Consider the following 23216-nt stretch of genomic DNA (forward strand, 5'->3'; position numbering starts at 1 on the left):
TTTCCGCTTAGCGGGTCAAATCGTCGAAGAACTTTTGACGCCATCGAGAAAGCATTTTTGAATGCGGACTGTTCTTCTCGCTTGCCGCAACACCAAAGCTCAATTCCCGCTCACGCAGCAGCGATTTATGCAGCGGACCCTGGCCTGCCGTCAGTCCGCTCTGTGCCAGAAGCGGACGTTGCCAACTCTGTATCACATTGATTCCTAGATAACAGCTCACGATCTTATAGGCTAGTGATTTCTGCCACGGTAGACCCCACCTTTGAAGGTTCAAATGCTACATATTTTGTTTTTAAACAACCGTGGGTTAAAATCTTAAATGTAAAAAGCAAACATCTTTAAATGTGAGGGATAATTTGGGAATCATTGACTTATACAGAAAAAATATTGAACGTAAGCGCAGTGACTTAAACCGATTGAGCGAGCAAAAATCTAAAGAATTAGCCAAGATTTCAGGTTTGAACAATAAAATTCAAACCGCGATTCGGCAAATGAACTCGTCTAAGTCCGCAACAACAATTAACAACCGGCAAAAGGATGTTTTCAAACTTCAGGTGGATATATCAAAAATAGAAAAAAAGGTTGCCGATTTTGAGGCAAAAATAGCTTCAAAAAACAGAGAGTTACAGGATGAACAGCGAAAACTAGATGCTCAAGAGCTAAAAGAACATAAGAGTCGCCAAAAAATGCAGGAAAAATTTCAGCGTCAGCAAAAAAGCGCATTGAGCGATGTTAGCAAAACTCTCTCGGAACACACCGACATGATAAACACTTTGAGTAAGTTACCTAAAGAAATTACGGTACTTTTTTTTGCCTCTAACCCTCAAGATCAAGGACAACTGAGATTAGATGAAGAGGTAAGGTCTATTAAAGAGATGATAAGAATGTCACGACATCGTGATGCCGTAAAACTGGAGTCATGTTGGGCAGTCAGACCGGGTGATATTTTGCAAAACATAAACGAGTACTCACCAACTATTGTGCATTTTAGTGGGCATGGAAGTTCTGATGATGAATTGGTTCTCATGGATAATCAGTCCAATACTAAACTGGTTTCTATGCAATCCATTGTACAGGCTATGAGTGTGGCAAATGACAATCTGAGACTGGTTTTTTTCAATACTTGTCACTCGCAAAATCAAGCAAGTAAAGTAATCGAACATGTCGAATGTGCTATTGGAATGAGTACATCTATAAGAGATGATGCAGCAAGAGTTTTCTCAGCTCAATTTTACTCCTCGCTAACTTTTGGACTTTCAGTTGAAAAATCTTTTAATCAGGCAAAAGCAGCTCTGATGCTTGAGGGTATTCCACAAGAAGATACTCCTATGCTTTTTATGAGAGATGGTCTTGAAGCAGCTGATATGTACATTATCTCACAGTAATCTGAGCTTGCATGAGAGTGACTTTGAGAATTTGTATAATGTGGGCAAACGTCCGCCTTTCGCTCATAGCGGACATTGGGTCAATGTCAGTCCGTTTTGTGCCAGAAGCGGCCTCACCAGTTTGGCGCAAAAGTGAAGCCAGCCGCTGGCTGTCAGGCCAGTGCGATCAGATTGACCATGATGACACTTAATGCCAGACCGATCAGAATGACGCCTGAGACACGCTCCAGCCAGGGCAATATCTGCGAAAAGTATTTCAGTATGACGCGGTTGCCAATGAAGATAGCTACCAGTAAATCCCACAGCAGCACAATGCTGAACATCCATACGCCATAGACGACCTTCAGACTCATCACGGTTGTACCGCCAATAAGCGTGGCCAGACTGACATAAAACAGCGCATTTTTTGGATTGAGAATACCGGATAAAAATCCCATGCTGAACTCACGGCAGTGTCTCCATCCGCCAGCAGACTCTGTAACTGAGCCATGGTTTTTTACATTGTATTCAGAAACAGAGTTTGCTCCCGCAAAGCGAATAAAAAGCACACCCATATAGAGCAGATAAGCACAGCCCGTGAGCTGAATAACGATGAAGCTGATGCTGTCAGGACTGAACAGCGTGATACCGCTGAAGGCGGCAAGAATGAACAACCCGTTCGCTATCGCTATTCCCAGACAGACATTTGCAGCGTGACGCCAGCCGGCTCTGATGGAGGTGCGCGCAACGAGAAAAAAATCCGGACCGGGTGACAGCAACGCCAGAAAATGCGCTGCAGCTAAAAAAAGAAATTCATGCATCCAGGTATTACCCTCTTAAAAATTTTTAACAGGGTGCATTCCTCGGGAAGGATTGTATTGAACAAAATTGCAGATTTTCAGCTCCGATAGCAGCCTGGCGTTACGCCGGCATGCGCCTTGAATACGCGCTGGAAATGACTCTGATCAGCGAAACCCAGCCGGTAAGCAATTTCGGCCATATCATGACCTGACTGCAGCCACCGCCGCGCCTGATTGATGCGTGCATTAAGCTGGTATGCATGCGGTGTCATCCCGGTCGCAGCGCGAAATGCCCTGATGATCTGATAACGACTCATGCCTGACAAATGTGCCAGCTCCGCTAAAGTCCAGGGCTGCCTTTCGGTCTGCTGCATCATATCAATAACGTTTTTCAACGTCCGCCTCACTTCAGACGACATGACAGGAAAAGCCTTCGCCCCACAGGATTCATATTCGCAGTCGCCGATAAACTCAATTAACGCCACATTTTTGTCTTCTGCACTGACTGTCGAAAACAGGGTGGCATTCAGTTCACAGAAGCGACGATACAGGTCCTCATCAGTTGTCACCCGAACACTTTCGTCACAAATAAGACTGCCTGAAACATCATGCATTTCAGCAATCAAAGCCCTTAACCACGCGGCATCAATATGCAGCATCTGATAGCTCCAGTGCTGATCGGGTAAGGGATTACAGGAATGAACAGCACCGGCTGGAATGAATACCATCATCCCCGGTCGCAGAGACCAGGTATCACCCGTCGCCCCTGTGAACACACTGCTGCCCGCGTCAACAGCGCCCAGAGAAAAAGTCGGATGACTGTGTAGCTTGTAACACGCGCGGCTGTGGCAGGCGCGACGGCTTTCTACAAAATTCATAGACGAATCGCGCCAGAATTCTGCAAGGTTACAGGTGCTGCCATTATCGCACCTGCAGCTGGAAGTACATGGGGGCAGGGTGAGCATACTGGTTCCATCCTTGTACAAATCATTGCGGTGATGCCTGCAAGGTGTTGAGCCAGACATAATACGATTAATTCCGATATTACCTCAGGCAGGCCTGCACATATCTATTAATATGTCCGCTTTTCGCTCATAGAGGACATTAGCCTGATGTCAGTCCGCTTTGTGCCATAAGCAGATGTTGTCGCCTTACTCGAATTAGATAGTTATGCTTAAAAATTTTTATGGCACATGCAAAAGGCTCGTAGAATAAAACTCACCAGGAAAAGCGATGACAATCATGCTGGCCTGCTCCAAAAAAACTGACTGGCGGCGTTATGTCCTTATTGTCAGGATGCCCGTCGCAGGTCGTCATGAGGATGCTGTGCCTGAAGCGTGTTTTGCAGTCAAGCCTCGTGCCGAAAATTTTAGCGGGTACGGTGCATCAATAAAGCTGCTCAGACAAAGAGAGAGTTATGGCGAACATTATTGACGATAAATGGATTAGGATATCTGTGATATCAGCAACATTTAGTAGTCTCGTGGGTTCATTACTGGTTTTAATCTATCTTTCCCTGGGGAAAGACAGTGCACCGGTAATAGGCCTCATATTTATTTATTTTTTCATCGTTACGATGAGTATTATTGGGACCACGATGGGAACAATGATAATCGGCATGCCATTAGCGATGATTTCGAAGCGATTTTATCCTGATGCCGCCCTGAAGGGGAGCTTTTGTATTGTGTGCTCTGTGCTCTTCATGTGGCTGTTTATACTGGCATGGCCTGTTATCAGGATATGTGAGGCGTCTTATTCGGATATTTTGCTTTTAAGCCCCTATGCTTTCTGTTCAGCTGCTGCACTTGCTTACCTGGTTTACTGGGAATGATGCGTATACATCAGATAGTGCAGACCGAAGGTAAACGGCGAACGCGCCGCCTGGCATGAACGCTGTTCAGCATATTTAATGTTGTTCCGGGCTCATGCATTCTATAGCAAAGCCCGCATTTAATTTTATATCTGCCTGCATAGCACTGTTTGTCTGGGGTAAGGAGCGTAAATGGCCAATGTCATCATTTTACCTGTTCACCTGAAGTAGAGGTCAGGCCTGGGTTGTTTACCATCCTATCGACTTGCACCGGCTGAATTCAGTCTGTGGAACAATGAGCGCCATATGATTTTCTGCCATGCACTGTTTAAAAACCTCCTTTTTGTAATCCCCTGCCTGTAAACCCAGCAGGGTGCTGGTCCGTTCGGCTGCGTTTTTTTCAATGTAATAGCCACAACTTTCTTTTAAATACTTAGCGTTATCGCTCCCAGAAATCGACCGTCTCAGCTGGGCTTCAACTGTATTAACTGACTTATCCTGGGGTACGGCTTTTGCTGATTTCAAGCCAGAATAGAGTGGGTTGACCAGTAACTTCTGTGCAAATCTCTGATTTTCTCCGGTTAAATGGCCGGTTTTACACAATTGCAGATAGACCTGCGAAAGGCGTTGCTCCTCAGCGTTGGCAGCATGAGTGCATTCTTCCTGGACTTGTTCATCAGACTTAGCCGGATGTTTTTCAGTGGACCTCCAGTAACTATTTTTAAAGTCCGGAACCGTGCCTTCAAAGCTGCCAAAAGGGCATAATGCACTGGCACAACCCAGTAAAAACATGGGTACGCACGTCAGCATCAGAATACGTAACAGGGGAAAGGTTTTAAGACTGCTTTTATTCATATTATTCTCATTTTATTTAGCTTCGGAGAGAAGGTACGGACAATGTAATTATTTTGACAGACTGCGTTCAGATGAGGCCCGGTCTTCTGCACAGAGTAACATAATCGGGGCAGACCTCGCTTTTTAGGGCAAGTTCGCATATCGATCTAAGTAAAGAAGGGGGCGTGATATTTTATCAATTCTCACTCTCACACCGGCTGCGTGCTATTCTGTTTCCTGCCTGCAACTTTGCTGCGTGTCGTCAGAGTGTGGCCTCATTCATTAATTTCAGATAACGGTAACCCGATATATTTCTGCCGCTAACCACGCAGACGACCTTACGTCCACTCAGTTCTTTTGCATAACGAAGGACTGCCGCAATTGCAGGTGCTCCCGAAGGTTCAATAACATGGCTGTGCTGATTCAGCATTAACAGCATCGCTGCTTTGATCCCGGCTTCTGAAACAATAAGAACACGATCAACGCGGTCGCGTACAAGGGGCCAGGTTATTGCTTCAGGCTCAATATAGCCACTGATGCCTTCGGCGATTGACGGGGATAATTCAACCGGGATCGTTTGGCCAGCCTCTTTCCAGTGTGCAAAAGTCGGGCTGGCTTCACTTTGAATTGCCCACACTTCGGCTGCAGGGTTGATAGCTTTGACGGCCGTCGCAATACCTGACGCCAGCCCGCCGCCGCCAATATTTACGAGAATGACGTCAGCGTCTGCCCAGTCTTCCATTATTTCCAGACCGACGGTGCCGGCTCCGGCTATCATCTGCTCATTATCGTAGGCGGAGACAAACGTCGCGCCGGACTCCTGCGCAGCCACAATCGCGGCCTGTCTCGCCTCTTCAATATTTTCAAAGAACGTAACCTGAGCACCATAGCTTTTCATTGCTGAGACCTTAATCGGGTCTGCTGAATAGGGCAGAAATATGGACACCGGTACACCTGCTGCGTGACCCGCGCATGCAAGCCCCAGTCCATGATTTCCCGCCGTCGGGGCAATGACGCCGGCAATGCGCTGGTCTGCATTAAGACTGGCAATGACGTTTGCAGCCCCCCTCAGTTTAAAGCTACCCGTATGCTGAAGACTCTCCATCTTGAGCCTGACCTCTGCTCCTGCAAGAGTAGACAGCGCCTGCGAAAGCTGCAGCGGGGTTCTGCAAACCGTTGTTTTGATGCGCGCGGAAGCAGCATAAATCGCCTTTAGCGTGACACTGTCCATTGGTCTTTGTGTGTGGTTTGTCATAATATGACCTCAGAGTTTATATAGGAAAATAACTATATAGGAGGTTGGCTATATGAACAATCCTGAAACATCAATGGCAGACCTTTTCCGCGCTCTCGGCAATGAGCACCGGCTCGTGATGGTGGAGTGGCTTTCCGATCCCAGGTCGCATTTTCCGGAACAGCAGGATGGCGATCTGGTTGAGGATGGGGTGTGTGTCGGGTTTATTACCGAAAAGATTGGTCTCAGTCAGCCGACCGTGACAGGCCATCTTCAGATTCTGGCTAAGGCCGGAATAGTGACCTCGAAACGTATCAAGAACTGGGTGTTCTATAAACTCGACCGTCAGCGGATGGATGAAGCAACAGTAATGCTGTCAGGATATGGGTAGCTTGCTACAGGTCCAAATTAACAGCCATAATCGGGCAGAGTGTCCATAACGAAGCGAGCAAAACCGGTAAGTAGGTATACTTCGTTTATAGTACTCCCGCCTTTCAGAGGGACATATCGAATCATCGTTATCTGCCGTCATCTTATGTGCAGTTTAAACTTCAGAAACTACACTGGCTGATAACCATCCTGCAGGTCAGGGTGCGCTTTTCGCTCTTAGCTGACGTTCATCTGATTCCTTCCGCTCTCTGCCAGAAGCGGACTTTGCCAAATCGCTTTTAGTTGGCCGTTGCCGCATAGCGCCCGGCGGATATCCATTGATGCGCTTAAAAGCTCTGCTGAATGCAGCCTGTGAGGCATAGCCAAGACGTAAAGCTACGGTGTCTATCGAAATTTTATCATGAAGAATCCAGTGACCTGCGAGGCGCATGCGCACTTCCCTTGCATAGCGCAGGGGAGGTATTCCAATGATTGATGTAAAGCGTTCAGCAAAAACAGAACGTGACACATGAGAGAGAGCAGCAAGCTCAGCAACAGACCACTCACGGCCCGCATCGCGATGAATGGCCAGAATCGCACGGGCAAGGCGTGGATCACGAAGCGCAGCGATAAGTCCAGCGGCATTCTCGCTGCCGTTTTCAATCCATCCACGCACGATCATGGCAGCAGCCACTTCTGCCAGACGTGCCAGAATGCCTGCGAAGCCCGCGCGTCCGGAACAGATTTCAAATTTCATCGCACCCAGAATGGGAACCAGCCCCGAATAGATCTGTTCATTAGCCTCGACCACTATAGCGTGCGGCATCAGTTTACCCAGACCCTGCATTCCACCGAGGTCGAACTCCATACAGCCATAAAACAGAACTGTACTGGGCGTCGGATGCGAACTGGGGCAGGTATTAATTCCGCTAACGGCCTCGCCCAAAGGCGCAGAGCCTAATGTATCGATATCCTGGAATGCACAGCCAGCTTCCGATATAAGCTGATGCTCCTCACCCTGGGGCATAAATACCATGCTTCCGGCTTTCAGCTCGTGAATTGCACCGTCGTTTGTGCGCAGCAGTGCAGTTCCCACCGCAATGTAATGAAAATAGGCATGTCCCGGCCTGTTACTAAAACCGATGCCAAACTCAGAGCCAGTCTGTAAACGGCGGTACTGCACACCACGCAGACGCATCTCCAGCAGCAGCTCACTGACGAGATCGGATGACAGGGCAAAATGTTTATTCACATACACGTCCGGGGTTTCGGGTAAAAAATCAGGATGTGGCATCATAGATCGTCCAGCTTCTCACCTCTAGACTTGGAACTGAAATTTTTTCAGAAAGAGTATGTTATGAGAAATGAAGCTACTGAAGCGGTATCCGCTTGTTTGTATAGTTCAGAACCTAAAGAATCCTCATGGATGGCTGTTATTTCACTGACTATGGGAGTTTTTGGATTGCTGACGGCAGAATATCTTCCTGCCAGCCTGCTGACACCTATGGCCGCCGATCTTGGTGTGACCGAAGCCCTTGCAGGTCAGGCTGTGACTGTAACTGCAGTGGTAGCCCTGTTTGCCGGCCTGATGGTTCCCCGCCTGACGCGTAATTATGATCGTCGAAATGTCTTGCTGGGTTTTACTTTGCTTATGATTGCCTCCAACCTGCTGGTCGCACTTTCATCAAGTCTGGCCGTTTTGTTAGTCATGCGCATTCTGCTGGGCATCGCGCTGGGAGGCTTCTGGAGTATGGCTGCCGCCGTAGCTATGCGACTGGTCCCTGCTAAAAGCGTCCCGCGCGCTCTCTCCATTATTTTTAGTGGTATTGCCGTTGGCACCGTCATTTCAATTCCACTGGGGAGCTATTTAGGTGGGCTATATGGCTGGCGCAGTGCATTTATCGCTGCAACCGGTGTAGGTGTTCTGACCCTGGTCTTTCAGCTGTTTACGCTTCCTGGCATGGCTCCGCGCAAAATGAGGGTGACAGCATCTGTCATGGATGTCCTTCGACGCCCGGGCATTGCGATTGGAATGACAGGATGTGTTATTGCGCACACGGGCCAATATGCCCTATTTACCTACATTCGTCCGGCTCTTGAAAATATTGCTCATCTGGATTCAGACCATTTGTCTTTAATACTGCTTGGATTCGGTGTCGCTAATTTTATTGGTACGCTACTGGCGGGATGGCTAATGGAAAGAAGCCTGCGCTTAACCCTGATAATGATGCCGGCACTTGTGGGTTTAGCCGCATTGAGCATGATTTTATTTCCACTGGAAGAAAAGGGATTGATCGGGCTTGTGGCGTTGTGGGGGATGGCCTTTGGTGGCGTGCCTGTAGCCTGGTCAAACTGGGTTGCGCGTTCCGTTCCCGATCAGGCTGAAACAGCAGGTGGGATGGTAGTCGCAGCAGTACAGTCTTCCATTGCTGCTGGGGCTGTGTTGGGAGGCTTACTGTTTACTATCAGCGGTGTACCCGGTGTTTTCATCACAGCGGGTTGCATAATGTTTCTTGCCACGCTCGTTATTGGACTGAAAGTGAAGGTCGCGGTGATCTGATCATTACGAATATGATCCCGATTTATATAAAGGCCAGCTGAATTCGATTGCTGGCCAGAATAGAAGCCTTAAGATTTCCTGCGTTGTTCCGCTTATGTTCGTGCAGGATAATGCCACCATAATTGAAATCGAATTTGACGCAACACTCCAGGCGTTGTGACGCAATCTGCCAACCCACCTGCTACATCCAGGCAGGTGGGTTGCTTTTGGAAATATTATTCACCAGGGCGCACGCTTTTCATCGAAATAGAAGCCTGCGGTAAGTGTCTGGGCTGCTTCAGCCGCGAGCCAGACGATTCCTCTGGCCGCTTCGGAGACCGTTCTGTAACCGGTATGTCCGTTAAAATCGGTGGCCGTATAACCCGGGTCAACTGCGTTTACGCTGATGCCATATTCTGACAGCCCGTTGGCAAATGCCACCGTAACGCCATTAAGTGCTGTTTTCGAACTGGTATAGCCCAGTGCCGCTACCTGAGAGTAAGGATGCGTTCGGTCGGAAACCCACTCCAGAGATCCCAGTCCGCTGCTGACCATTATTATCCGCGGCGCATCGCCCATTTTGAGCAGTGGCAGAAAAGCCTGCATTACCCTGATGACGCCAAAAACATTGGTGTTATAAACCGTCATAATATCGCTGATGCTCTGTGCCTCTGGCGCGCTGGGGTAGATTCCGGGAATACCCGCATTATTAACCAGCACATCAAGCTTTCCATCTTCTGACTTTAACTGCCCGACGGCCGCATCAATACTCTCCTGGTCTGTCACGTCAATGATAGCCAGCCGTGCGTCAATTCCTTCCGAGAGCAACAGACTGACTGCATCCTTACCGCGTACTGCGTCGCGACATCCCAGCCAGACCTTAAATCCCGACTGCCCCATCTCTCTGGCCGTTTCAAAGCCAATACTTTTGTTTGCGCCCGTAATTAAAACTGTTCTTTTGCTCATGTTGTTGCCTCAGTAATTTATGCAGGTGTAGTTGAGTTATAAATCTCTCAGGTCTGTTTGATAAGAGGTCACAATACGAATACGCTGTTCGGATATTCGAACAATGGCGGAATTGAGATGGATGATATCGCGATATTTCTTGCCGTATTCAGAGGCCGGGGTTTCCGGGCCGCAGCAAAGGCGTCAGGACTGGCACCCTCAACGGTTAGTGAGAGGGTCACCGCGCTGGAAGTGAGCCTGGGCGTTCCGCTGTTCATCCGCACAACCCGCAGCGTAACGCCGACCGAAGCGGGCAGGATGCTGGCTGAGCGCATGGCACCTCTGCTGAGCGAAATGAGATCGGTGATGAATGACGTGGCAAGTTCTCAACACGAGGTGCGTGGGCTACTCAGGCTAAACGTGACGGGCGCGGTGATGGTCGATATTCTGCCGCCTTTACTGGAGCAATTTCTCAATCGCCATCCCCTGTTGCGCGTCGAGATCATGGTGGACGATCGCCTGATTGATGCCACGGCAGAAGGTTGCGATGCAGGCATACGTTATGGAGAACATCTGGCCCAGGACAGCGTTGCCGTTCCTGTCGGTCCGCGCCGCCAGCGTCTGGCACTGGCGGCGGCTCCCGACTACCTCATTTCCCACGGTGCTCCTGTTCATCCGACTGAATTGACCGAACATCATTGCATCCGCCTTAAATATTCCAGCGGCGCGCTGATACCCTGGGAATTTGAACGTAACGGCGAAACCTGCAGTGTTAACCCTGCTGGTCGCCTGACGATCGGCGTCAATGGGGCTTCAGGGGCGATTGAGCTGGCAAAAAAAGGGCAGGGGATTATCGCCGTCTTTGAAAACTGGCTGCAGCCCAGCTTTACGACAGGTGAACTGCAACCCGTTCTTCCGGACTGGTGGCCTGAATTTGAAGGTCCCTGGCTCTACTTCCCCAGCCGATTTATTTCAGCACCGCTGCGCGCCTTTGTGGATTTTCTGAAAGAGGTACAGGAACAGCCTGAGCCGCTCAGTTGACTGCCGCAACAATAAAAAAGCCAGATTCTCATGTGAATCTGGCTACCAGAGTCAAAGCGGAGATAAATGCACCTGAACTTGCTGCGGTTTGCCATGCTGATCGGCGGTGCCTTTCACAATCACCAGGTAACGGCGTTCATCCCCATGAAGGCTATTCGAACAGGATCAGCGTGGTCGCGGGCAGCACGCTTTTTACGGCATTCACGGCATTCACCGCTTTCAGCGTTAAAAGCTACTCTGGCAGCAAAAGCGCAGGTGGCAACAACGTCCTTTCTGACACCGCTGATATTTACAAATAAGCAGAGTAATGCCCGGTAACGCAATGCAGACCGTATGCGTTCCGCGTTGCGTTTACTGCATCTGCTACTCGCATATAAACTGCTTTTTTGTCAGCATGCCCTGTTTTTCACTCATATCCCGACGTTACGTCAAATTTACTAAAAGGAATAAACATGGAAGTCACGGTAGAACGGTGTCCACCAGATGAATGGGAATCTGTAGTAACAATCTTTACTGAAATGGAAGAACACTATTATGGAAAAGGCATTATTCAGGAACCACTGTTGAAGCATTATCTCCGCCATCAACTTTTCAGCCAGTCCTCCGGTACATGGGTGATCAGGGCTCGCTGCGAGACGCATATTATTGGGCTGGCCTGCTGCAGTATTCTCTATCCCTCACCCCGATACAGCGGACAACTTCATATCAAGGAGCTTTATGTTTCACAAAGCGAGAGAGGGAAGGGTACAGGAAAATCCTTAATGCGCTTTATGGCGAAACTCGCTCTTGAGCAGGATTGCCGCAGCCTGAGCTGGAATGCTGAGAAATCAAACCACCGGGCTAATCATTTTTATCGCTCTTTAGGTGGAAGAGTAGATGACAGCATTGTGAATTATGCCCTTCAGGGTGAACGCCTGAGCGCGCTGGCTTCCGGGGATTAGGTCGTACCTCAGGCTGCTGACGAACGGCGCAATGAAAAAAATAATTAATGTTTTTTAAAAAGAAACCGATGAAGGAATTTGCCTTAACGGTTCAAACCTGCGAGCAAAAAGGTTTAAGCGTCCCCGGGGCTTTAGACGAGTCATAGCGCCGGGTTTCGTCAGTTTTCCAGGTTTCGTGCCCCACAGGTGAGTATAGAAACGCAGTGGTCGTGCTACGAAAAGAACGGCACTGCTGTACAAGGATTACCTTCATGGATATGGAATTAAAATGAAAAAAAGCACCGTTGCAGTGATGATGATGACTTTGTCAGGCGGAGCCTGTGCAGATTCAGGTCGGTTTGCACCGACTCTTTCGCCTGAAAGTTTTACCGTCTCGACGTCAGCCGGGATGCTGAGTGGCAAATCTCATGAGATGGTTTACGATACAGAAACAGGCCGCAAAGTGAGTCAGCTGGACTGGAAAATAAAGAATGTGGCTATTCTGAAAGGCGAACTCTCATGGGATGCATATTCATTTCTGACACTGAATGCGCGAGGCTGGACTTCCCTGGCTTCTGGTTCAGGTCATATGGATGACTATGACTGGCTTGATGACAACCAGTCTGACTGGACAGACCATTCCTCCCATCCCCGCACGGATGTTAATTACGCCAATGAATACGATCTCAATATAAAGGGCTGGGCTTTACAGGGAGATAACTATAAGGCCGGGTTAACTGCTGGTTATCAGGAAACGCGTTTAAGCTGGACGGCCTTTGGCGGATCCTACAATTACGATAACGGCGCTTCTACCGGTGATTTCCCAAGAGGCGAACGTGGTATTGGCTACAGCCAGCGTTTTTCCATGCCGTACATTGGCCTTGCGGGCCAGTACCGTATTAACGACTTTGAATTTAACGCCTTATTTAAATTCAGTGACTGGGTCCGGGCGCATGACAACGACGAGCACTATATGCGTGATCTTACTTTCCGTGAGAAAGCGACTAATTCGCGATACTACGGAACATCGGTAGATGCCGGATATTATGTGACCCCAAATGCCAAAGTTTTTGCCGAATTCACTTACAGCAAATACGAAGAAGGCAAAGGCAGTACGCAGATTATTGACAGGTTTTCCGGTGATTCGGGAACAATTAACGGAGATGCGGCTGGTATATCAAATAAAAACACTACTATTACCGCGGGTCTGCAATACCGGTTCTGATCCAGAGCGTTGCGTCATATGATTGTTTAAACATAAAGCCCCCATGGGCTTTATGTTTTTCAAAAAATCACCAGATGCATCAATCCTGAAAAGAGGGCTTTGAATAAGCCGACAGCCAGTTATCTGTTTCAGCGATACACATCAAGTGCAGCGTTGCTTCTCTAACCGGATAAAATCACCATCAATTTTTGTCTTATTATCCCAGCCGAGTTGCATATAGAATTTCGCCGCGCGGCTATTTCCATCGGTTTCAAGCCAGGCAATATCGTGATGCCTGAACAGCTCCTGTTCCGCAAGCAGGGTCAGTCTGCGACCGATGCCTTTGCCTTCATAGGCAGGAAGAACAAAAAGACCATAAAGACAGCCTTTCTCCGTTAAAATCATCGAAAAACCGATAACTTCATCATCTTTTGTCGCAACCCATGTGCAATGACCCTTTTCGATCATTTCGCCTACAGTACTTTCGGTGATGCCCATCTTCCGCATTTCTTCATGGCTAAGATGATTTTCGATAACAGATGTTCTGACAGTGAAAATACTCTCAACATCAGATAATTTGGCTGGTCTGATATTTATGTTCATCAGTCTTACTCCCTGTATGACAAAGATAAATGTCAATGATAATGCAGTTATATCCTTAAGAGCCGAATAACACAAAGTGACATTGCTGCTGAAGATGATGCCCGCTTTTTTGCTCTTAACAAACCTTATATCAGTCTCCTGATCTCAAAATTTATATCGTCCAGACGTCACGCCAGATACACGGCGAAAAAAGATGATAAATGCACACACATTGTCGTAGCCCAAATCCAGCACGATTGCCCTTGCAGACTGAACCGTAGCCAGACGTTCAGGAGCCGCACACGCTGTCTATCTTCAGGGAAGCCAAAGCCGGTTTCAGCGCTGAATCACCGCGTGACTGTCTGTGGCGATAGTCCGGCCCATGTCGCCCATGTACATGTGTTCAGTCGCCTGATCGGCATTACTCCAGATGTTGATCAGAAAATGATGAGCCGTGATTAGCGTTACTGACAAAGACGCTTATCCACAGAGCGTTAAAGCCACATTGATGTCTGGCAGATTGGCGATCCTGAAAATGGCTTTCACGGCTGCGCTTTTTACGGCAAAGTTGATGAAAAAGCTGTAAATCCCTCGTAAGCTCCCCGGACAAGAGGTGTTTCCAGTAAATCGACTAAGATCAGACAGATAAAAACGTTATATCATTATTTTTATAGCGTTTTATTTCCTTATACACCTCAGATAACGCTGACTTTTACCGACTTCTCCACCAGATCCCAAAAAAGCTGCTAAACATAAAGGCAGAGATACGCGCGTAAAGATTAGGGTTATCACAATTTCCCCGATTTAACTCCCGTCAGAAAAATACCAATAAAAACTTATCTTTTTAGCCCACAACAATGGGAAGCAGACAATGTCGGAAAAAATATCGCTAACAATGCAGGTTAATGGCCAGTCGCAGCAGATGCAGGTCGATCCGCGTGTCACGCTGCTCGACGCGCTGCGCGAACAACTGAACCTGACCGGCACCAAAAAAGGGTGCGACCAGGGACAGTGCGGTGCCTGCACGGTACTGATTAATGGTCAGCGTGTGCTGAGTTGTCTGACGCTGGCGGCCCAGGCGGACGGCGCAGACGTGACCAGCATTGAAGGGCTGGCCTCCAGCGAGGGTGAACTGCACCCGGTGCAGCGCTGCTTTATGGAAAATGATGCCTTCCAGTGTGGCTACTGCACGCCGGGCCAGATTATGTCCGCCGTCGCCTGCATCAAAGAGGGCCACGCCGGTTCGGACGATGAGATTCGTGAATACATGAGCGGCAACTTATGCCGTTGCGGGGCTTATCCGCACATCGTCGATGCCATTAAACAGGCTGCCGCAGAGATGGCGAAGGAGATCGCATGAATGAATTCAGCTGGAAAGTCGCCCAGTCTCCTCTGGATGCTGCATCACTGAAACAGCAGTCAGGCAGCCAGTTGCTGGCAGGCGGCACCACGCAGCTCGATCTGATGAAGTGTGGCGTCTTCACTCCCCCGCAGTTAATTGGCATCAGCGGCTTAACGGAGCTAAAAAACCTGCAGTTTGGAGAAGATAAGATCACCGCTGGCGCGCTGGTCACCATGAGCCAGCTGGCGGATGATCCCGCGTGCCAGCAGAACGCGCCCGCCATTTATGGCAGCCTGTGGCAGGCTGCGTCTCCCCAGATTCGAAACATGGCGACGCTGGGTGGCAATTTACGTCAACGCACCCGTTGCGCCTATTATCGCGATCCGGCGACCTTCACGGCCTGCAACAAACGCAATCCAGGATCTGGCTGCGCCGCGCTGGATGGCGTCAACAGCAACCATGCCATTCTCGGTGCCAGCAACAGCTGTATCGCGGTCTATCCCGGCGATCTGGCCGTTGCGCTGGTGGCGTTTGACGCCATTGTGGTCCTGCAGAATCAGCAGGGCGAAACCCGCCGCATTGCAATTGATGATTTCTTCCTGCTGCCAGGTGATACGCCTGACCGCGAGCACGATCTGCATGATGACGAAATTATTGTGGCGATTGAAGTGCCGCAAACCGGGTCACTTCGTCGCTCTCACTATCTTAAAGTCCGCGACCGCAGTTCCTATGAGTTTGCTGCAGCCAGCGCAGCCGCAGGCTTTACGCTGGAAAACGGTGTGATGCGTCAGGTGCATATCGCCCTGGGCGGCGTGGCAACCAAACCCTGGCGGGTCAGGTCAGTAGAGCAGGCGCTGGAAGGCCAGCCGTTTAATGAAGAGACGGTGTTCCAGGCGGCTGAACTCATTACTCAGGAAACGCAGGCGCTGACTCATAACGCCTATAAAGTGAAACTGGCACCGCGCGTGATTGCACGCGCGCTGATGGCAGCAGGAGAAACCGCATGAGTGACGTAAATGACAAGGCGCGTCCGGATTTAACAAAGGCGAACTCAGCGGCAGACACAGCGATTGAAGGGCTGGGTGCTCCACGCTCGCGAGGCGACGGTAAAGTAAAAGTCACCGGCGAGGCACGTTATGCGGTCGAGCATCAGCCGGAAAATCCGCTCTATGGCGTGGTGATTCAGTCCACTGTCGCCAGCGGTCGTATCAGCCGCATGTCGACGGAAAAGGCACAACAATCCTCGGGTGTGCTGGCGGTCTATACGCACCTGAACACGCTGAAGATCAACAAGCCAACCGCAATTGCAGACGGCGGTGCAGCGCAGACAACCTATACCCCCATTCAGGACGATGTGATTGTTCACAACGGCCAGAACATCGGTCTGGTGGTGGCAGAGACGTTTGAGCAGGCGACCTATGCGGCCTCGCTGGTGGAAATTGAGTATGAAACCTCACCCGCGCTGATTTTTGCCACGGATGAGGGCGTCGAGCCGAAACCGGTCTCGAAGCAGGATATCGATATGGGCGATGCGCAGGCGGCGATGCAGCAGGCCGAGGTGCGTCTGAGCCAGCGCTACACCACACCGCGCGAATACAACATGCCGATGGAGCCGCACGCCTGTGTAGCGCAGTGGCAGGATGGACGCATCACCGTCTGGGAGCCGAGCCAGTGGGTAGCGGGCGCGCAGGTTGAAATCGCCGAGTGGATGGGCATTGAGGTTGAGGACGTGCGCATCATCTCGCCTTATGTCGGCGGCGGATTTGGTTCAAAGCCGGTTCCTTATACCCACGTCGCGCTGGCGAGTGTGGCATCACGGGCGCTGAACCGTCCGATCAAGGTGTCGCTGACCCGTCCGCAGATCTTTACCGGCTTCGGCGGACGTGCCGCCACCTCACAGCAGCTGGAGCTGGGTGCATCCCGTGACGGCAAAATCCAGGCGATTATCCAGCGTAGCTTCAGTGAAACGTCACTCATTGACGTGTTCGCCGAGAACTGCAGCAAAGTCACCGCCCGTATGTATGCGGTGGAAAACGTCTCTGCTCAGCATCAGATCAGGCCGATCAACACCGTGACCCCAGGCTGGATGCGTGCACCGGGTGAAAACCCCAGCGCTTTTGGGCTGGAAGTCGCGATGGATGAGATGGCCTATGCCCTGAACATCGATCCGCTGGAGCTGCGTCTGCGCAACTGGGCAGACAAAGATTATCAACTCGACCTGCCGTGGAGTTCGCGCCGTCTGAAAGAGGCCTATCAGAAAGGCGCAGAAGCCTTTGGCTGGGACCAGCGGATCATGACGCCGCGATCGATGCGCGAAGGGCGTGAACTGATTGGCTGGGGCATGGCTTCCGGCACCTATCCGGTCAACAAACTGCCCGCTGAAGCGAAAATCATTCTGACGCCGCAGGGAACATTTGTGGTGCAGTGCGGCGGTGCGGATATCGGCACCGGAACCTATACCATTCTGGCGCAGACCGCCGCCGACATTCTGGGCGTCGCTTCCACTACCATTGAGGTTCAGCTGGGTGATACCGAGCTGCCGCGCGCGGGTGTAGCAGGCGGTTCGCAGCTGGCAGGTAACGTAACCGCCGCGGTGGACGACACGGCTAAACGTATGCGTGACCAGCTGCTGAAGCTGGCCAGTGAGCTGCCGCAGTCGCCACTGAAGGGAACGCCCGTATCCCAGCTCACGCTGAAAGGCGACGGTGTGCAGCATACTCAGGGCAGCAATCTGGCGGTGTCATTCGTGGAGCTGGCGAGCCTGGCACCGTCGGAGAGTCTGGCGGTGAAAGGCGGAACCTTCCCGGACGATATGTCAGAAAGTGAGCGCGACAAGATGGTGCGCAACCTCAATGACGGGACCCGTCCTGAAAAATTCTCTGCCCACAGCTGGAGTGCGCATTTTGTTGAAGTGCGCGTCGATGAAGATTTCGGCACCATTCGGGTAAAACGAATGGTGGCGGCACTCGACAGCGGCCGTCTCTACAATCCTAAACTGGCGCGCAGTCAGTGGATTGGCGGCATGATCATGGGTGTCGGTCAGGCACTGATGGAAGAGGGCATTATCGATCCGCGTAACGGTCGGGTGATCAACAACAACCTGGCAGATTATCTGGTGCCGGTTAACGGTGATATTCCTGACATCACGACCATCAACGTTGGCGAGCCGGACTTTGAGGCGACCACGATGGGGGGTAAACCCGTGGGTGAACTGGGTATCGTCGGCGTTGCGGCAGCGATCAGTAATGCCGTGTTCCATGCCACCGGCAAGCGTGTACGCGACCTGCCCATTACGCTCGACAAGATTATCTGAGCCGGTTCCTGATCTGCTGACAGCAGATCAGATTGTCGTTTTGCGGGCGTCGGCTGGAGCCTGCGCCCGTTTTGCACGTCAGGCGGAGAAGAAAGTGAAGATAGCATTGGTCATACTGGCCGCCGGGCTGAGCCGCCGTTTTCGGCAACAGGCTGGCGAGCATAAGCTGCTGGCTGACCTGGCGGGCAAACCGGTACTGCAGCACACGCTGGAGAATGCCGCTGCCAGCGGGCTTGACCTGTTCGTGGTGACACGTCCTGATGCTGTTGCTATCCACATGCTCTGCTCGCAGGCGACTTTAGTACCCTGTGACAGCGGCGGGCTGGGCGAATCGATCGCTGCCGGCGTTGACGCCAGCCGCGACTATGATGGCTGGCTGATTGCGCTGGGCGATATGCCGTTTGTCACGCCTGAAAGTTATCGTGCGGTCAGTGCCGCGCTGGCGGATGCGCCGATCGTCAGGCCGTGGATTGACGGCAGGGCAGGCCATCCGGTGGGCTTTCAGCAGCAATGTTATCCGATGCTGAGCGTTTTGCAGGGCGATGCCGGGCCGCAGGCGGCAGTGAAGTCACTGGCCGTCCGGCTACCGCTTTACGATCGCGGCTGCCTGTGTGATATCGACCTCCCCGCCGATCTCCAGTTAATAAAGGAATTTTCATGATAACGCTGGATCAACGCGTCATTGATGCGGCACTCAGCAGTTGCCAGGCGGGCCAGCAGGTCTGGCTGTGCACGGTGCTGCGCACCTACGGCTCTTCACCGCGCGCGCCGGGCACGCTGATGACGGTTAACGAAACCGGGGCTTACTGCGGATCGCTGTCAGGCGGCTGCATTGAAGAGGATTTTCTGGCACAACTGGCGGCGGGTGCCTATCGCGCCAGTAGTCAGCGTGTGCGATACGGCGAGGGCGGCATGCGGCCTGACGTCAGTCTGCCGTGTGGTGGCAGTCTTGAGATCGTCATAGAGTTTCTGCCGCCTGATGACACCACGCTGGCGCTGCTGACGGCGATGCAGCGCGCGCTGAGTGGACAACAGCCAGTGGTAAAAATGATACGGCCCGGCGAACGCGCGCAGTGGGAAATCCTCGCCGCCGATCGGGTTTTACCCGCGCTGGATGCCAGCGAAGACCACATGTTACTGCCGGTCGGTGCGATACCGGAACTGCTAATCGCGGGCTACTCCAGCGTGGCCCATGAGTGCATCCGCCTCGGGCAGATGCTGGGATTTCACGTGCGGGTCTGTGAGCACCGCCCGGAGATGCTGACGGAACTGGAAAGCCACTTCAGTGGCGCAGATAACGTGACGCTGGTATCACAGCATCCGGCGCGCTGGCTGGAGCTGAACGGCGCGCACGCGGCGGTGGCGATTGTAGCATTGACCCACGATCCGCGTATTGATGACCTGACCATGATGGAGGCGATTGCCACACCCGCATTCTATATCGGCATCATGGGATCGGTGAAAAATAGCGAGAAACGGCGGGCGCGACTAAAACAGATCGCCGGACTGGATCGTGCCGAACTGGACCGCATCCATGCGCCCATCGGCCTGCCCATCGGCAGCAAAACGCCGGCAGAGATTGCGCTGTCGGTTATGGCCGATATCGTCCGGGTGAAAAATCGCGGGGAGTCAGCCGCCTGATGCCGGTTTCTCCTCGGGAGCCAGCCGATAGAGGTAGCTGCCCGAATAGGGGACAGGCAGGAAATCCCGAAACAGCTGTCGTAACGTCTGTTCAGGATCGACGTCATGAAACAGCTGTGGATAGAGCGTAGTCGCGAAAAACTCGGTCGCGACCACATGCCACGGACTGAGATAAAAGTTGTGCCAGATGGCGCCGGCATGACCGTCGCGCAGTGCTGTGAGTTGCTTCAGCGCATTCTGCTGACCCGTCAGCGCCAGCAGGCTTTGCCGGGTTTGCGCCGTGGTGACGGCGGGACCAGCCTTCAGCGCGCCTGCGTCATCAGCGCTGCCGGTGCCGGTGGCGAAGTAGTAATCTGGCTGGGCCGCAATCACGCTTTCCTCACTCAGCCGCCCAAACACACCTTTGATCTGCTGGCTGGCAAGATTGTTGCCACCGGCAAACTTCAGCAGCTCACCCAGATTGCCATTGACCGACGTCACGCAGCACTCACTGCGGCGTCCAAGATGCAACTGCAGCAGCACGGACGGTTTCGGGCCATGGTAGGCCGCCAGCCGGCTCGTAATGCGCTGCATATGGCTGCGGTAAAAGCGATTAAAGTCAGCAGCACGCTGGGGCTGATTCAGTACCTCACCCAGAAGCGTGATGCTACGCTCGGTGTTTTTCAGTAGCTCAACCCGCAGATCGATTTTCACTACCGGGATATTCGCCGCCGCGAGCATCTTCTCCAGCACGGCGCCGCTTTCACTGCTGCGGGCCAGCTGCGGGAGGATGACCACATCAGGCTTGAGCGCGATCACCTGTTCAGGGTTCATGTCATTGACGCCATCCAGACCCAGTACCGGGATAGTGTTCATCTGCGGAAACTGGCGGGCAAAGATCTGCCAGGTCTGGGGATCATACTTTTTCAGATCCTGCGGCCAGCCAGCGATATGCTTTAGCGGATTGCCTGGCGTCAGCAGCGCAACGCTGTAGAGCATCCGGCTTTCACCCAGCACAATACGCTGCGGATGGTCTGGGATGGTCACCTGGCGACCAGTGATGTCGGTCAGCGTACGGGCGTGTACCCCTGCGCTGACCAGCATCACGCCGAGCATCAGCATCGCAGATCGAAGCGATTTAAAATTCAACACGGGCCTGTACCATCAGGTTGCGGGTTTCGCCTTCACGGACGCGCAGATTGCCGCCGCTTGAAGTGTAATAGTGCTGATTAAACAGGTTATTGACGTTCAGGCGCAGCTCGGTTTTTTCGCCGAACAGGTGGTTTTTCCACGCGACGAAGCTGTCTGCCACCACATAGTCGGGCAGGGTGAAACTGTTATCGGGATCGCCTGCGCGACTACCGATATAGCGCGCGCCGCCGCCGAGTCGCAGCGAGCCTGGCAGGCCACTGACCTGCAGGTCATGGCTCAGATAGAGCGCACCGGCATGACGCGGGGCGTTCTGCAGACGATTGCCGTTGTTATCCGGATTAACCCGGTCGCTGACGATTTCCGCCTGATCATAGCTGTAGTTCGCACTCAAATCCCAGCCTTCAGCAATCTGGCCGTTCAGCTCAAATTCAGCACCCGTCGATCGCGCTTTATCAATCGCCCGCGTGCTGCCATTGATATTCAGTGACATCGCCCTTTCATCTATCCGATAAAGCGCTACGCTGGCCAGCAGTGCCGGTGATAGCTGCCATTTACTGCCGACTTCCCAGCTGGTGCCCTGTTCCGGTTTACCGACGTTGCCGTCATCATCGACATCGGTTGAAGGCGTGAACGACTTGCTGACGCTGGTGTAGAAAGAGAGATCTGGCGTAAGTTTGTAGATCACCCCCGCCTGCGGCAGGAATTTATTGCCCTCGTCGTTCAGAGTCTCCACCTGCGGATTAAAGCCGCGCGAGGCGCGCTGTTCATAATGCTGATAACGACCACCCAGCACGACAATCCAGTCACGTGACAGGGAAATGCTGTCTTTAGCGTAGAGCGAGCGGCTATGAATACGGTTCAGATTATTGGCTGCTGCGCTGTTTTCCGTACCGTTGTCCGTGACCGGTGACAGCAGGTCATAGTCGGGATTGAAATAGTTGAACTGGCGGTTAATCTTGCCCTGATACTGATGGGCACGATAAGTCTGGTTCATCTCATAGTCGGTGCCTGCCACCAGCGCGTGCTGCATCCCCAGGATTTCCGGGTTACCCAGCAGATCCCAGCTCAGGTATTTGGTTTTATGGTTAAACCCGCGATTGGCATCGGCACGACGTGTCACCACGCCGCTGGTGGCATTCACCGCTGTCACGCGCACCTCGTTATTGTCATAACGTCGTTGATTCCAGCCCAGCGTTAACCGGGTTCGCCACTCATCATTAAACTGCCAGTCATAGTGGGCATTCAGGGTTTTGTTATGGCCCCAGGCGTGGTTGGCTTTGTCATCCAGGCGATCTTTATAACCGATGTCGATCGGCTTGCCGTCGATAAAGGCCGTGCCGCGATCGTAGGGAATGTCATAGCGATAGTCGGCATAGCTGATGAGAAAGCTGGCCTGCTCGCCGAACCACTGCAGTGATGGCGCCAGTAGTGTGTGATCTTCACTGCCAAAGTTGCGCCAGTAATCCTGATTCTGCTTTTCGGCAATTAGCCGGAAGGCAAAACCGTTGCCCAGCGGGCCGGTAACATCCACCGTGCCTGCGCCGCCACCTTCGCTGGCGTAACGCCCGGTGACGCTGGAGTGCCAGTTGTACTGCGGCTTTTTGCTGACCACATTGATAATGCCGCCAGGATTCTGGATGCCATACAGTAGCGAGGAGGAGCCTTTCAGCACCTCAACCCTTTCGGTGGTGGCATCAAAATTGAGTCCCTGACTGCTGCGAATGCCATCCCGGTAGACTGACCCATCAGCGTTGCTGCCAAAACCGCGTCGGACAAAACCATCTTCGGTGCCTGCCAGCGTGTTCGCCTCGGAGACGCCGCTGACAAAGCGCATCGCATCCGCCAGAGAGCTAGCCTGGAAGTCCTCCAGTTGCTGTTGTGTGACGACGCTAACCGATTGCACCTCGTCAAGCCGCGCGGTCGGCATTTTGCTGGCGACGCTGCTCTCGCTGGCGATGTAATTTCCCTCTGCGCTGGCATCCGCCGTCACGGTCATATCCGGAGCGCTGTCGGCTGCTGCACGGACCTGCGGCAGCATCATGCTGCCACACATCGCCACGACCAGAGCGGGGTGTCGGGCCGGATATCGTGAGTCTTTGTTTTTCATTTTTCTTTTCGTGTCTGTAACTGGCAGTTTCTAAAGCTAA

General features: G+C 52.1%; 24 protein-coding genes. 14 read left to right on the forward strand and 10 right to left on the reverse strand.

Annotated features, from left to right (window positions below; genetic code table 11):
* Positions 1-356 precede the first annotated feature (356 nt).
* A complete protein-coding gene (locus tag HZZ01_RS13830; RefSeq protein ID WP_179898177.1) occupies positions 357-1385 on the forward strand; it encodes a CHAT domain-containing protein in 1029 nt (342 codons plus the stop codon).
* A gap of 152 nt (positions 1386-1537) precedes the next feature.
* Here HZZ01_RS13830 and HZZ01_RS13835 read toward each other — a convergent pair whose 3' ends face one another.
* A complete protein-coding gene (locus HZZ01_RS13835) occupies positions 1538-2185 on the reverse strand; it encodes a LysE family translocator (protein ID WP_179898178.1) in 648 nt (215 codons plus the stop codon).
* Between the two features lie 77 nt (positions 2186-2262).
* A complete protein-coding gene (locus HZZ01_RS13840; RefSeq protein ID WP_255434233.1) occupies positions 2263-3042 on the reverse strand; it encodes an AraC family transcriptional regulator in 780 nt (259 codons plus the stop codon).
* 355 nt (positions 3043-3397) lie between these two features.
* On the opposite strand from HZZ01_RS13840, the gene HZZ01_RS13845 reads away from it, so the two are divergent.
* Positions 3398-3598 carry a hypothetical protein gene (locus HZZ01_RS13845; protein WP_008924791.1) on the forward strand — a complete coding sequence of 67 codons (201 nt, stop codon included), beginning with the start codon at positions 3398-3400 and terminating at the stop codon, positions 3596-3598.
* Positions 3582-3995 (forward strand): hypothetical protein, encoded by a 414-nt coding sequence (locus tag HZZ01_RS13850; protein WP_179898180.1) that lies wholly within the window; start codon positions 3582-3584, stop codon positions 3993-3995. The genes HZZ01_RS13845 and HZZ01_RS13850 overlap by 17 nt, the downstream gene beginning before the upstream one ends.
* 228 nt (positions 3996-4223) lie before the next feature.
* On the opposite strand, the gene HZZ01_RS13855 is transcribed toward HZZ01_RS13850, so the two are convergent.
* Together HZZ01_RS13855 and HZZ01_RS13860 are read right to left on the reverse strand one after the other, a co-directional pair.
* On the reverse strand, positions 4224-4829 hold the full coding sequence (locus HZZ01_RS13855) for a hypothetical protein (protein ID WP_179898181.1): 606 nt from the start codon (positions 4827-4829) through the stop codon (positions 4224-4226).
* 241 nt (positions 4830-5070) lie between these two features.
* Positions 5071-6063 (reverse strand): threonine/serine dehydratase, encoded by a 993-nt coding sequence (locus HZZ01_RS13860; RefSeq protein WP_179898182.1) that lies wholly within the window; start codon positions 6061-6063, stop codon positions 5071-5073.
* Between the two features lie 52 nt (positions 6064-6115).
* Here HZZ01_RS13860 and HZZ01_RS13865 point away from each other — a divergent pair, with 52 nt between their 5' ends.
* Entirely contained in the window at positions 6116-6433 is a 318-nt protein-coding gene (locus tag HZZ01_RS13865) for a helix-turn-helix transcriptional regulator (protein WP_179898183.1), read from the forward strand.
* Between the two features lie 195 nt (positions 6434-6628).
* On the opposite strand, the gene HZZ01_RS13870 is transcribed toward HZZ01_RS13865, so the two are convergent.
* The gene (locus HZZ01_RS13870) at positions 6629-7708 is read right to left on the reverse strand and encodes an AraC family transcriptional regulator (RefSeq protein WP_179898184.1); all 1080 of its coding nucleotides are present in this window, start codon (positions 7706-7708) and stop codon (positions 6629-6631) included.
* Between the two features lie 60 nt (positions 7709-7768).
* Between HZZ01_RS13870 and HZZ01_RS13875 the strand changes: the two genes are divergently transcribed.
* Positions 7769-8971, forward strand: a complete 1203-nt coding sequence (locus HZZ01_RS13875; RefSeq protein WP_179898185.1) for an MFS transporter — start codon at positions 7769-7771, stop codon at positions 8969-8971.
* A gap of 219 nt (positions 8972-9190) precedes the next feature.
* Here the strand turns inward: HZZ01_RS13875 and HZZ01_RS13880 are convergent, their stop codons facing one another.
* A complete protein-coding gene (locus HZZ01_RS13880) occupies positions 9191-9916 on the reverse strand; it encodes an SDR family oxidoreductase (RefSeq protein ID WP_179898186.1) in 726 nt (241 codons plus the stop codon).
* A 117-nt stretch (positions 9917-10033) separates the two neighbouring features.
* Between HZZ01_RS13880 and HZZ01_RS13885 the strand changes: the two genes are divergently transcribed.
* The 4 genes from HZZ01_RS13885 to HZZ01_RS13900 all read left to right on the forward strand — a co-directional run bounded on the left by HZZ01_RS13885 (position 10034) and on the right by HZZ01_RS13900 (position 13081).
* Positions 10034-10936, forward strand: coding sequence for a LysR family transcriptional regulator (locus tag HZZ01_RS13885; protein ID WP_179898187.1), 903 nt, complete (start codon positions 10034-10036; stop codon positions 10934-10936).
* Entirely contained in the window at positions 10933-11235 is a 303-nt protein-coding gene (locus HZZ01_RS13890) for a hypothetical protein (protein WP_179898188.1), read from the forward strand. Before HZZ01_RS13885 ends, HZZ01_RS13890 begins: the two co-directional genes overlap by 4 nt.
* 153 nt (positions 11236-11388) lie before the next feature.
* Positions 11389-11877 (forward strand): N-acetyltransferase, encoded by a 489-nt coding sequence (locus HZZ01_RS13895; RefSeq protein WP_179898189.1) that lies wholly within the window; start codon positions 11389-11391, stop codon positions 11875-11877.
* A 268-nt stretch (positions 11878-12145) separates the two neighbouring features.
* Positions 12146-13081: an omptin family outer membrane protease gene (locus HZZ01_RS13900; RefSeq protein ID WP_179898190.1), complete on the forward strand. Its 936-nt coding sequence runs from the start codon at positions 12146-12148 to the stop codon at positions 13079-13081.
* Between the two features lie 141 nt (positions 13082-13222).
* Here the strand turns inward: HZZ01_RS13900 and HZZ01_RS13905 are convergent, their stop codons facing one another.
* Both HZZ01_RS13905 and HZZ01_RS13910 read right to left on the reverse strand, forming a co-directional pair.
* Positions 13223-13663: a GNAT family N-acetyltransferase gene (locus HZZ01_RS13905; protein WP_179898191.1), complete on the reverse strand. Its 441-nt coding sequence runs from the start codon at positions 13661-13663 to the stop codon at positions 13223-13225.
* Between the two features lie 315 nt (positions 13664-13978).
* Positions 13979-14116, reverse strand: coding sequence for a hypothetical protein (locus HZZ01_RS13910; RefSeq protein ID WP_179898192.1), 138 nt, complete (start codon positions 14114-14116; stop codon positions 13979-13981).
* Between the two features lie 421 nt (positions 14117-14537).
* Here HZZ01_RS13910 and HZZ01_RS13915 point away from each other — a divergent pair, with 421 nt between their 5' ends.
* The 5 genes from HZZ01_RS13915 to HZZ01_RS13935 all read left to right on the forward strand — a co-directional run bounded on the left by HZZ01_RS13915 (position 14538) and on the right by HZZ01_RS13935 (position 19938).
* Positions 14538-15002: a (2Fe-2S)-binding protein gene (locus tag HZZ01_RS13915; protein ID WP_179898382.1), complete on the forward strand. Its 465-nt coding sequence runs from the start codon at positions 14538-14540 to the stop codon at positions 15000-15002.
* Positions 14999-15991, forward strand: a complete 993-nt coding sequence (locus HZZ01_RS13920; RefSeq protein ID WP_179898193.1) for a xanthine dehydrogenase family protein subunit M — start codon at positions 14999-15001, stop codon at positions 15989-15991. Before HZZ01_RS13915 ends, HZZ01_RS13920 begins: the two co-directional genes overlap by 4 nt.
* Positions 15988-18297 carry a xanthine dehydrogenase family protein molybdopterin-binding subunit gene (locus HZZ01_RS13925; protein ID WP_179898194.1) on the forward strand — a complete coding sequence of 770 codons (2310 nt, stop codon included), beginning with the start codon at positions 15988-15990 and terminating at the stop codon, positions 18295-18297. Before HZZ01_RS13920 ends, HZZ01_RS13925 begins: the two co-directional genes overlap by 4 nt.
* 94 nt (positions 18298-18391) lie before the next feature.
* On the forward strand, positions 18392-18958 hold the full coding sequence (locus tag HZZ01_RS13930) for a nucleotidyltransferase family protein (RefSeq protein WP_179898195.1): 567 nt from the start codon (positions 18392-18394) through the stop codon (positions 18956-18958).
* On the forward strand, positions 18955-19938 hold the full coding sequence (locus tag HZZ01_RS13935; RefSeq protein ID WP_179898196.1) for an XdhC family protein: 984 nt from the start codon (positions 18955-18957) through the stop codon (positions 19936-19938). Before HZZ01_RS13930 ends, HZZ01_RS13935 begins: the two co-directional genes overlap by 4 nt.
* On the opposite strand, the gene HZZ01_RS13940 is transcribed toward HZZ01_RS13935, so the two are convergent.
* Positions 19927-21021: an ABC transporter substrate-binding protein gene (locus HZZ01_RS13940; RefSeq protein WP_179898383.1), complete on the reverse strand. Its 1095-nt coding sequence runs from the start codon at positions 21019-21021 to the stop codon at positions 19927-19929. The genes HZZ01_RS13935 and HZZ01_RS13940 overlap by 12 nt on opposite strands.
* Before the next feature lie 34 nt (positions 21022-21055).
* On the reverse strand, positions 21056-23176 hold the full coding sequence (locus HZZ01_RS13945; protein WP_179898197.1) for a TonB-dependent siderophore receptor: 2121 nt from the start codon (positions 23174-23176) through the stop codon (positions 21056-21058).
* Between the last annotated feature and the right edge of the window lie 40 nt (positions 23177-23216).

The sequence above is a fragment of the Pantoea sp. WMus005 genome (assembly GCF_013415305.1).
In the GTDB taxonomy this organism is placed as follows: Bacteria; Pseudomonadota; Gammaproteobacteria; order Enterobacterales; family Enterobacteriaceae; genus Pantoea; species Pantoea rara.

Excerpts from the sequence above, each read along its gene's own strand:
- HZZ01_RS13835 (WP_179898178.1), bottom strand. The coding sequence starts at position 2,185 with ATGCATGAATTTCTTTTTTTAGCTGCAGCGCATTTTCTGGCGTTGCTG.
- HZZ01_RS13840 (WP_255434233.1), bottom strand. The coding sequence starts at position 3,042 with ATGAATTTTGTAGAAAGCCGTCGCGCCTGCCACAGCCGCGCGTGTTAC.
- HZZ01_RS13845 (WP_008924791.1), top strand. The coding sequence starts at position 3,398 with ATGACAATCATGCTGGCCTGCTCCAAAAAAACTGACTGGCGGCGTTAT.
- HZZ01_RS13850 (WP_179898180.1), top strand. The coding sequence starts at position 3,582 with ATGGCGAACATTATTGACGATAAATGGATTAGGATATCTGTGATATCA.
- HZZ01_RS13855 (WP_179898181.1), bottom strand. The coding sequence starts at position 4,829 with ATGAATAAAAGCAGTCTTAAAACCTTTCCCCTGTTACGTATTCTGATG.
- HZZ01_RS13860 (WP_179898182.1), bottom strand. The coding sequence starts at position 6,063 with ATGACAAACCACACACAAAGACCAATGGACAGTGTCACGCTAAAGGCG.
- HZZ01_RS13865 (WP_179898183.1), top strand. The coding sequence starts at position 6,116 with ATGAACAATCCTGAAACATCAATGGCAGACCTTTTCCGCGCTCTCGGC.
- HZZ01_RS13870 (WP_179898184.1), bottom strand. The coding sequence starts at position 7,708 with ATGATGCCACATCCTGATTTTTTACCCGAAACCCCGGACGTGTATGTG.
- HZZ01_RS13875 (WP_179898185.1), top strand. The coding sequence starts at position 7,769 with ATGAGAAATGAAGCTACTGAAGCGGTATCCGCTTGTTTGTATAGTTCA.
- HZZ01_RS13880 (WP_179898186.1), bottom strand. The coding sequence starts at position 9,916 with ATGAGCAAAAGAACAGTTTTAATTACGGGCGCAAACAAAAGTATTGGC.
- HZZ01_RS13885 (WP_179898187.1), top strand. The coding sequence starts at position 10,034 with ATGGATGATATCGCGATATTTCTTGCCGTATTCAGAGGCCGGGGTTTC.
- HZZ01_RS13895 (WP_179898189.1), top strand. The coding sequence starts at position 11,389 with ATGGAAGTCACGGTAGAACGGTGTCCACCAGATGAATGGGAATCTGTA.
- HZZ01_RS13900 (WP_179898190.1), top strand. The coding sequence starts at position 12,146 with ATGAAAAAAAGCACCGTTGCAGTGATGATGATGACTTTGTCAGGCGGA.
- HZZ01_RS13905 (WP_179898191.1), bottom strand. The coding sequence starts at position 13,663 with ATGAACATAAATATCAGACCAGCCAAATTATCTGATGTTGAGAGTATT.
- HZZ01_RS13915 (WP_179898382.1), top strand. The coding sequence starts at position 14,538 with ATGCAGGTTAATGGCCAGTCGCAGCAGATGCAGGTCGATCCGCGTGTC.
- HZZ01_RS13920 (WP_179898193.1), top strand. The coding sequence starts at position 14,999 with ATGAATGAATTCAGCTGGAAAGTCGCCCAGTCTCCTCTGGATGCTGCA.
- HZZ01_RS13925 (WP_179898194.1), top strand. The coding sequence starts at position 15,988 with ATGAGTGACGTAAATGACAAGGCGCGTCCGGATTTAACAAAGGCGAAC.
- HZZ01_RS13935 (WP_179898196.1), top strand. The coding sequence starts at position 18,955 with ATGATAACGCTGGATCAACGCGTCATTGATGCGGCACTCAGCAGTTGC.
- HZZ01_RS13940 (WP_179898383.1), bottom strand. The coding sequence starts at position 21,021 with ATGCTGGTCAGCGCAGGGGTACACGCCCGTACGCTGACCGACATCACT.
- HZZ01_RS13945 (WP_179898197.1), bottom strand. The coding sequence starts at position 23,176 with ATGAAAAACAAAGACTCACGATATCCGGCCCGACACCCCGCTCTGGTC.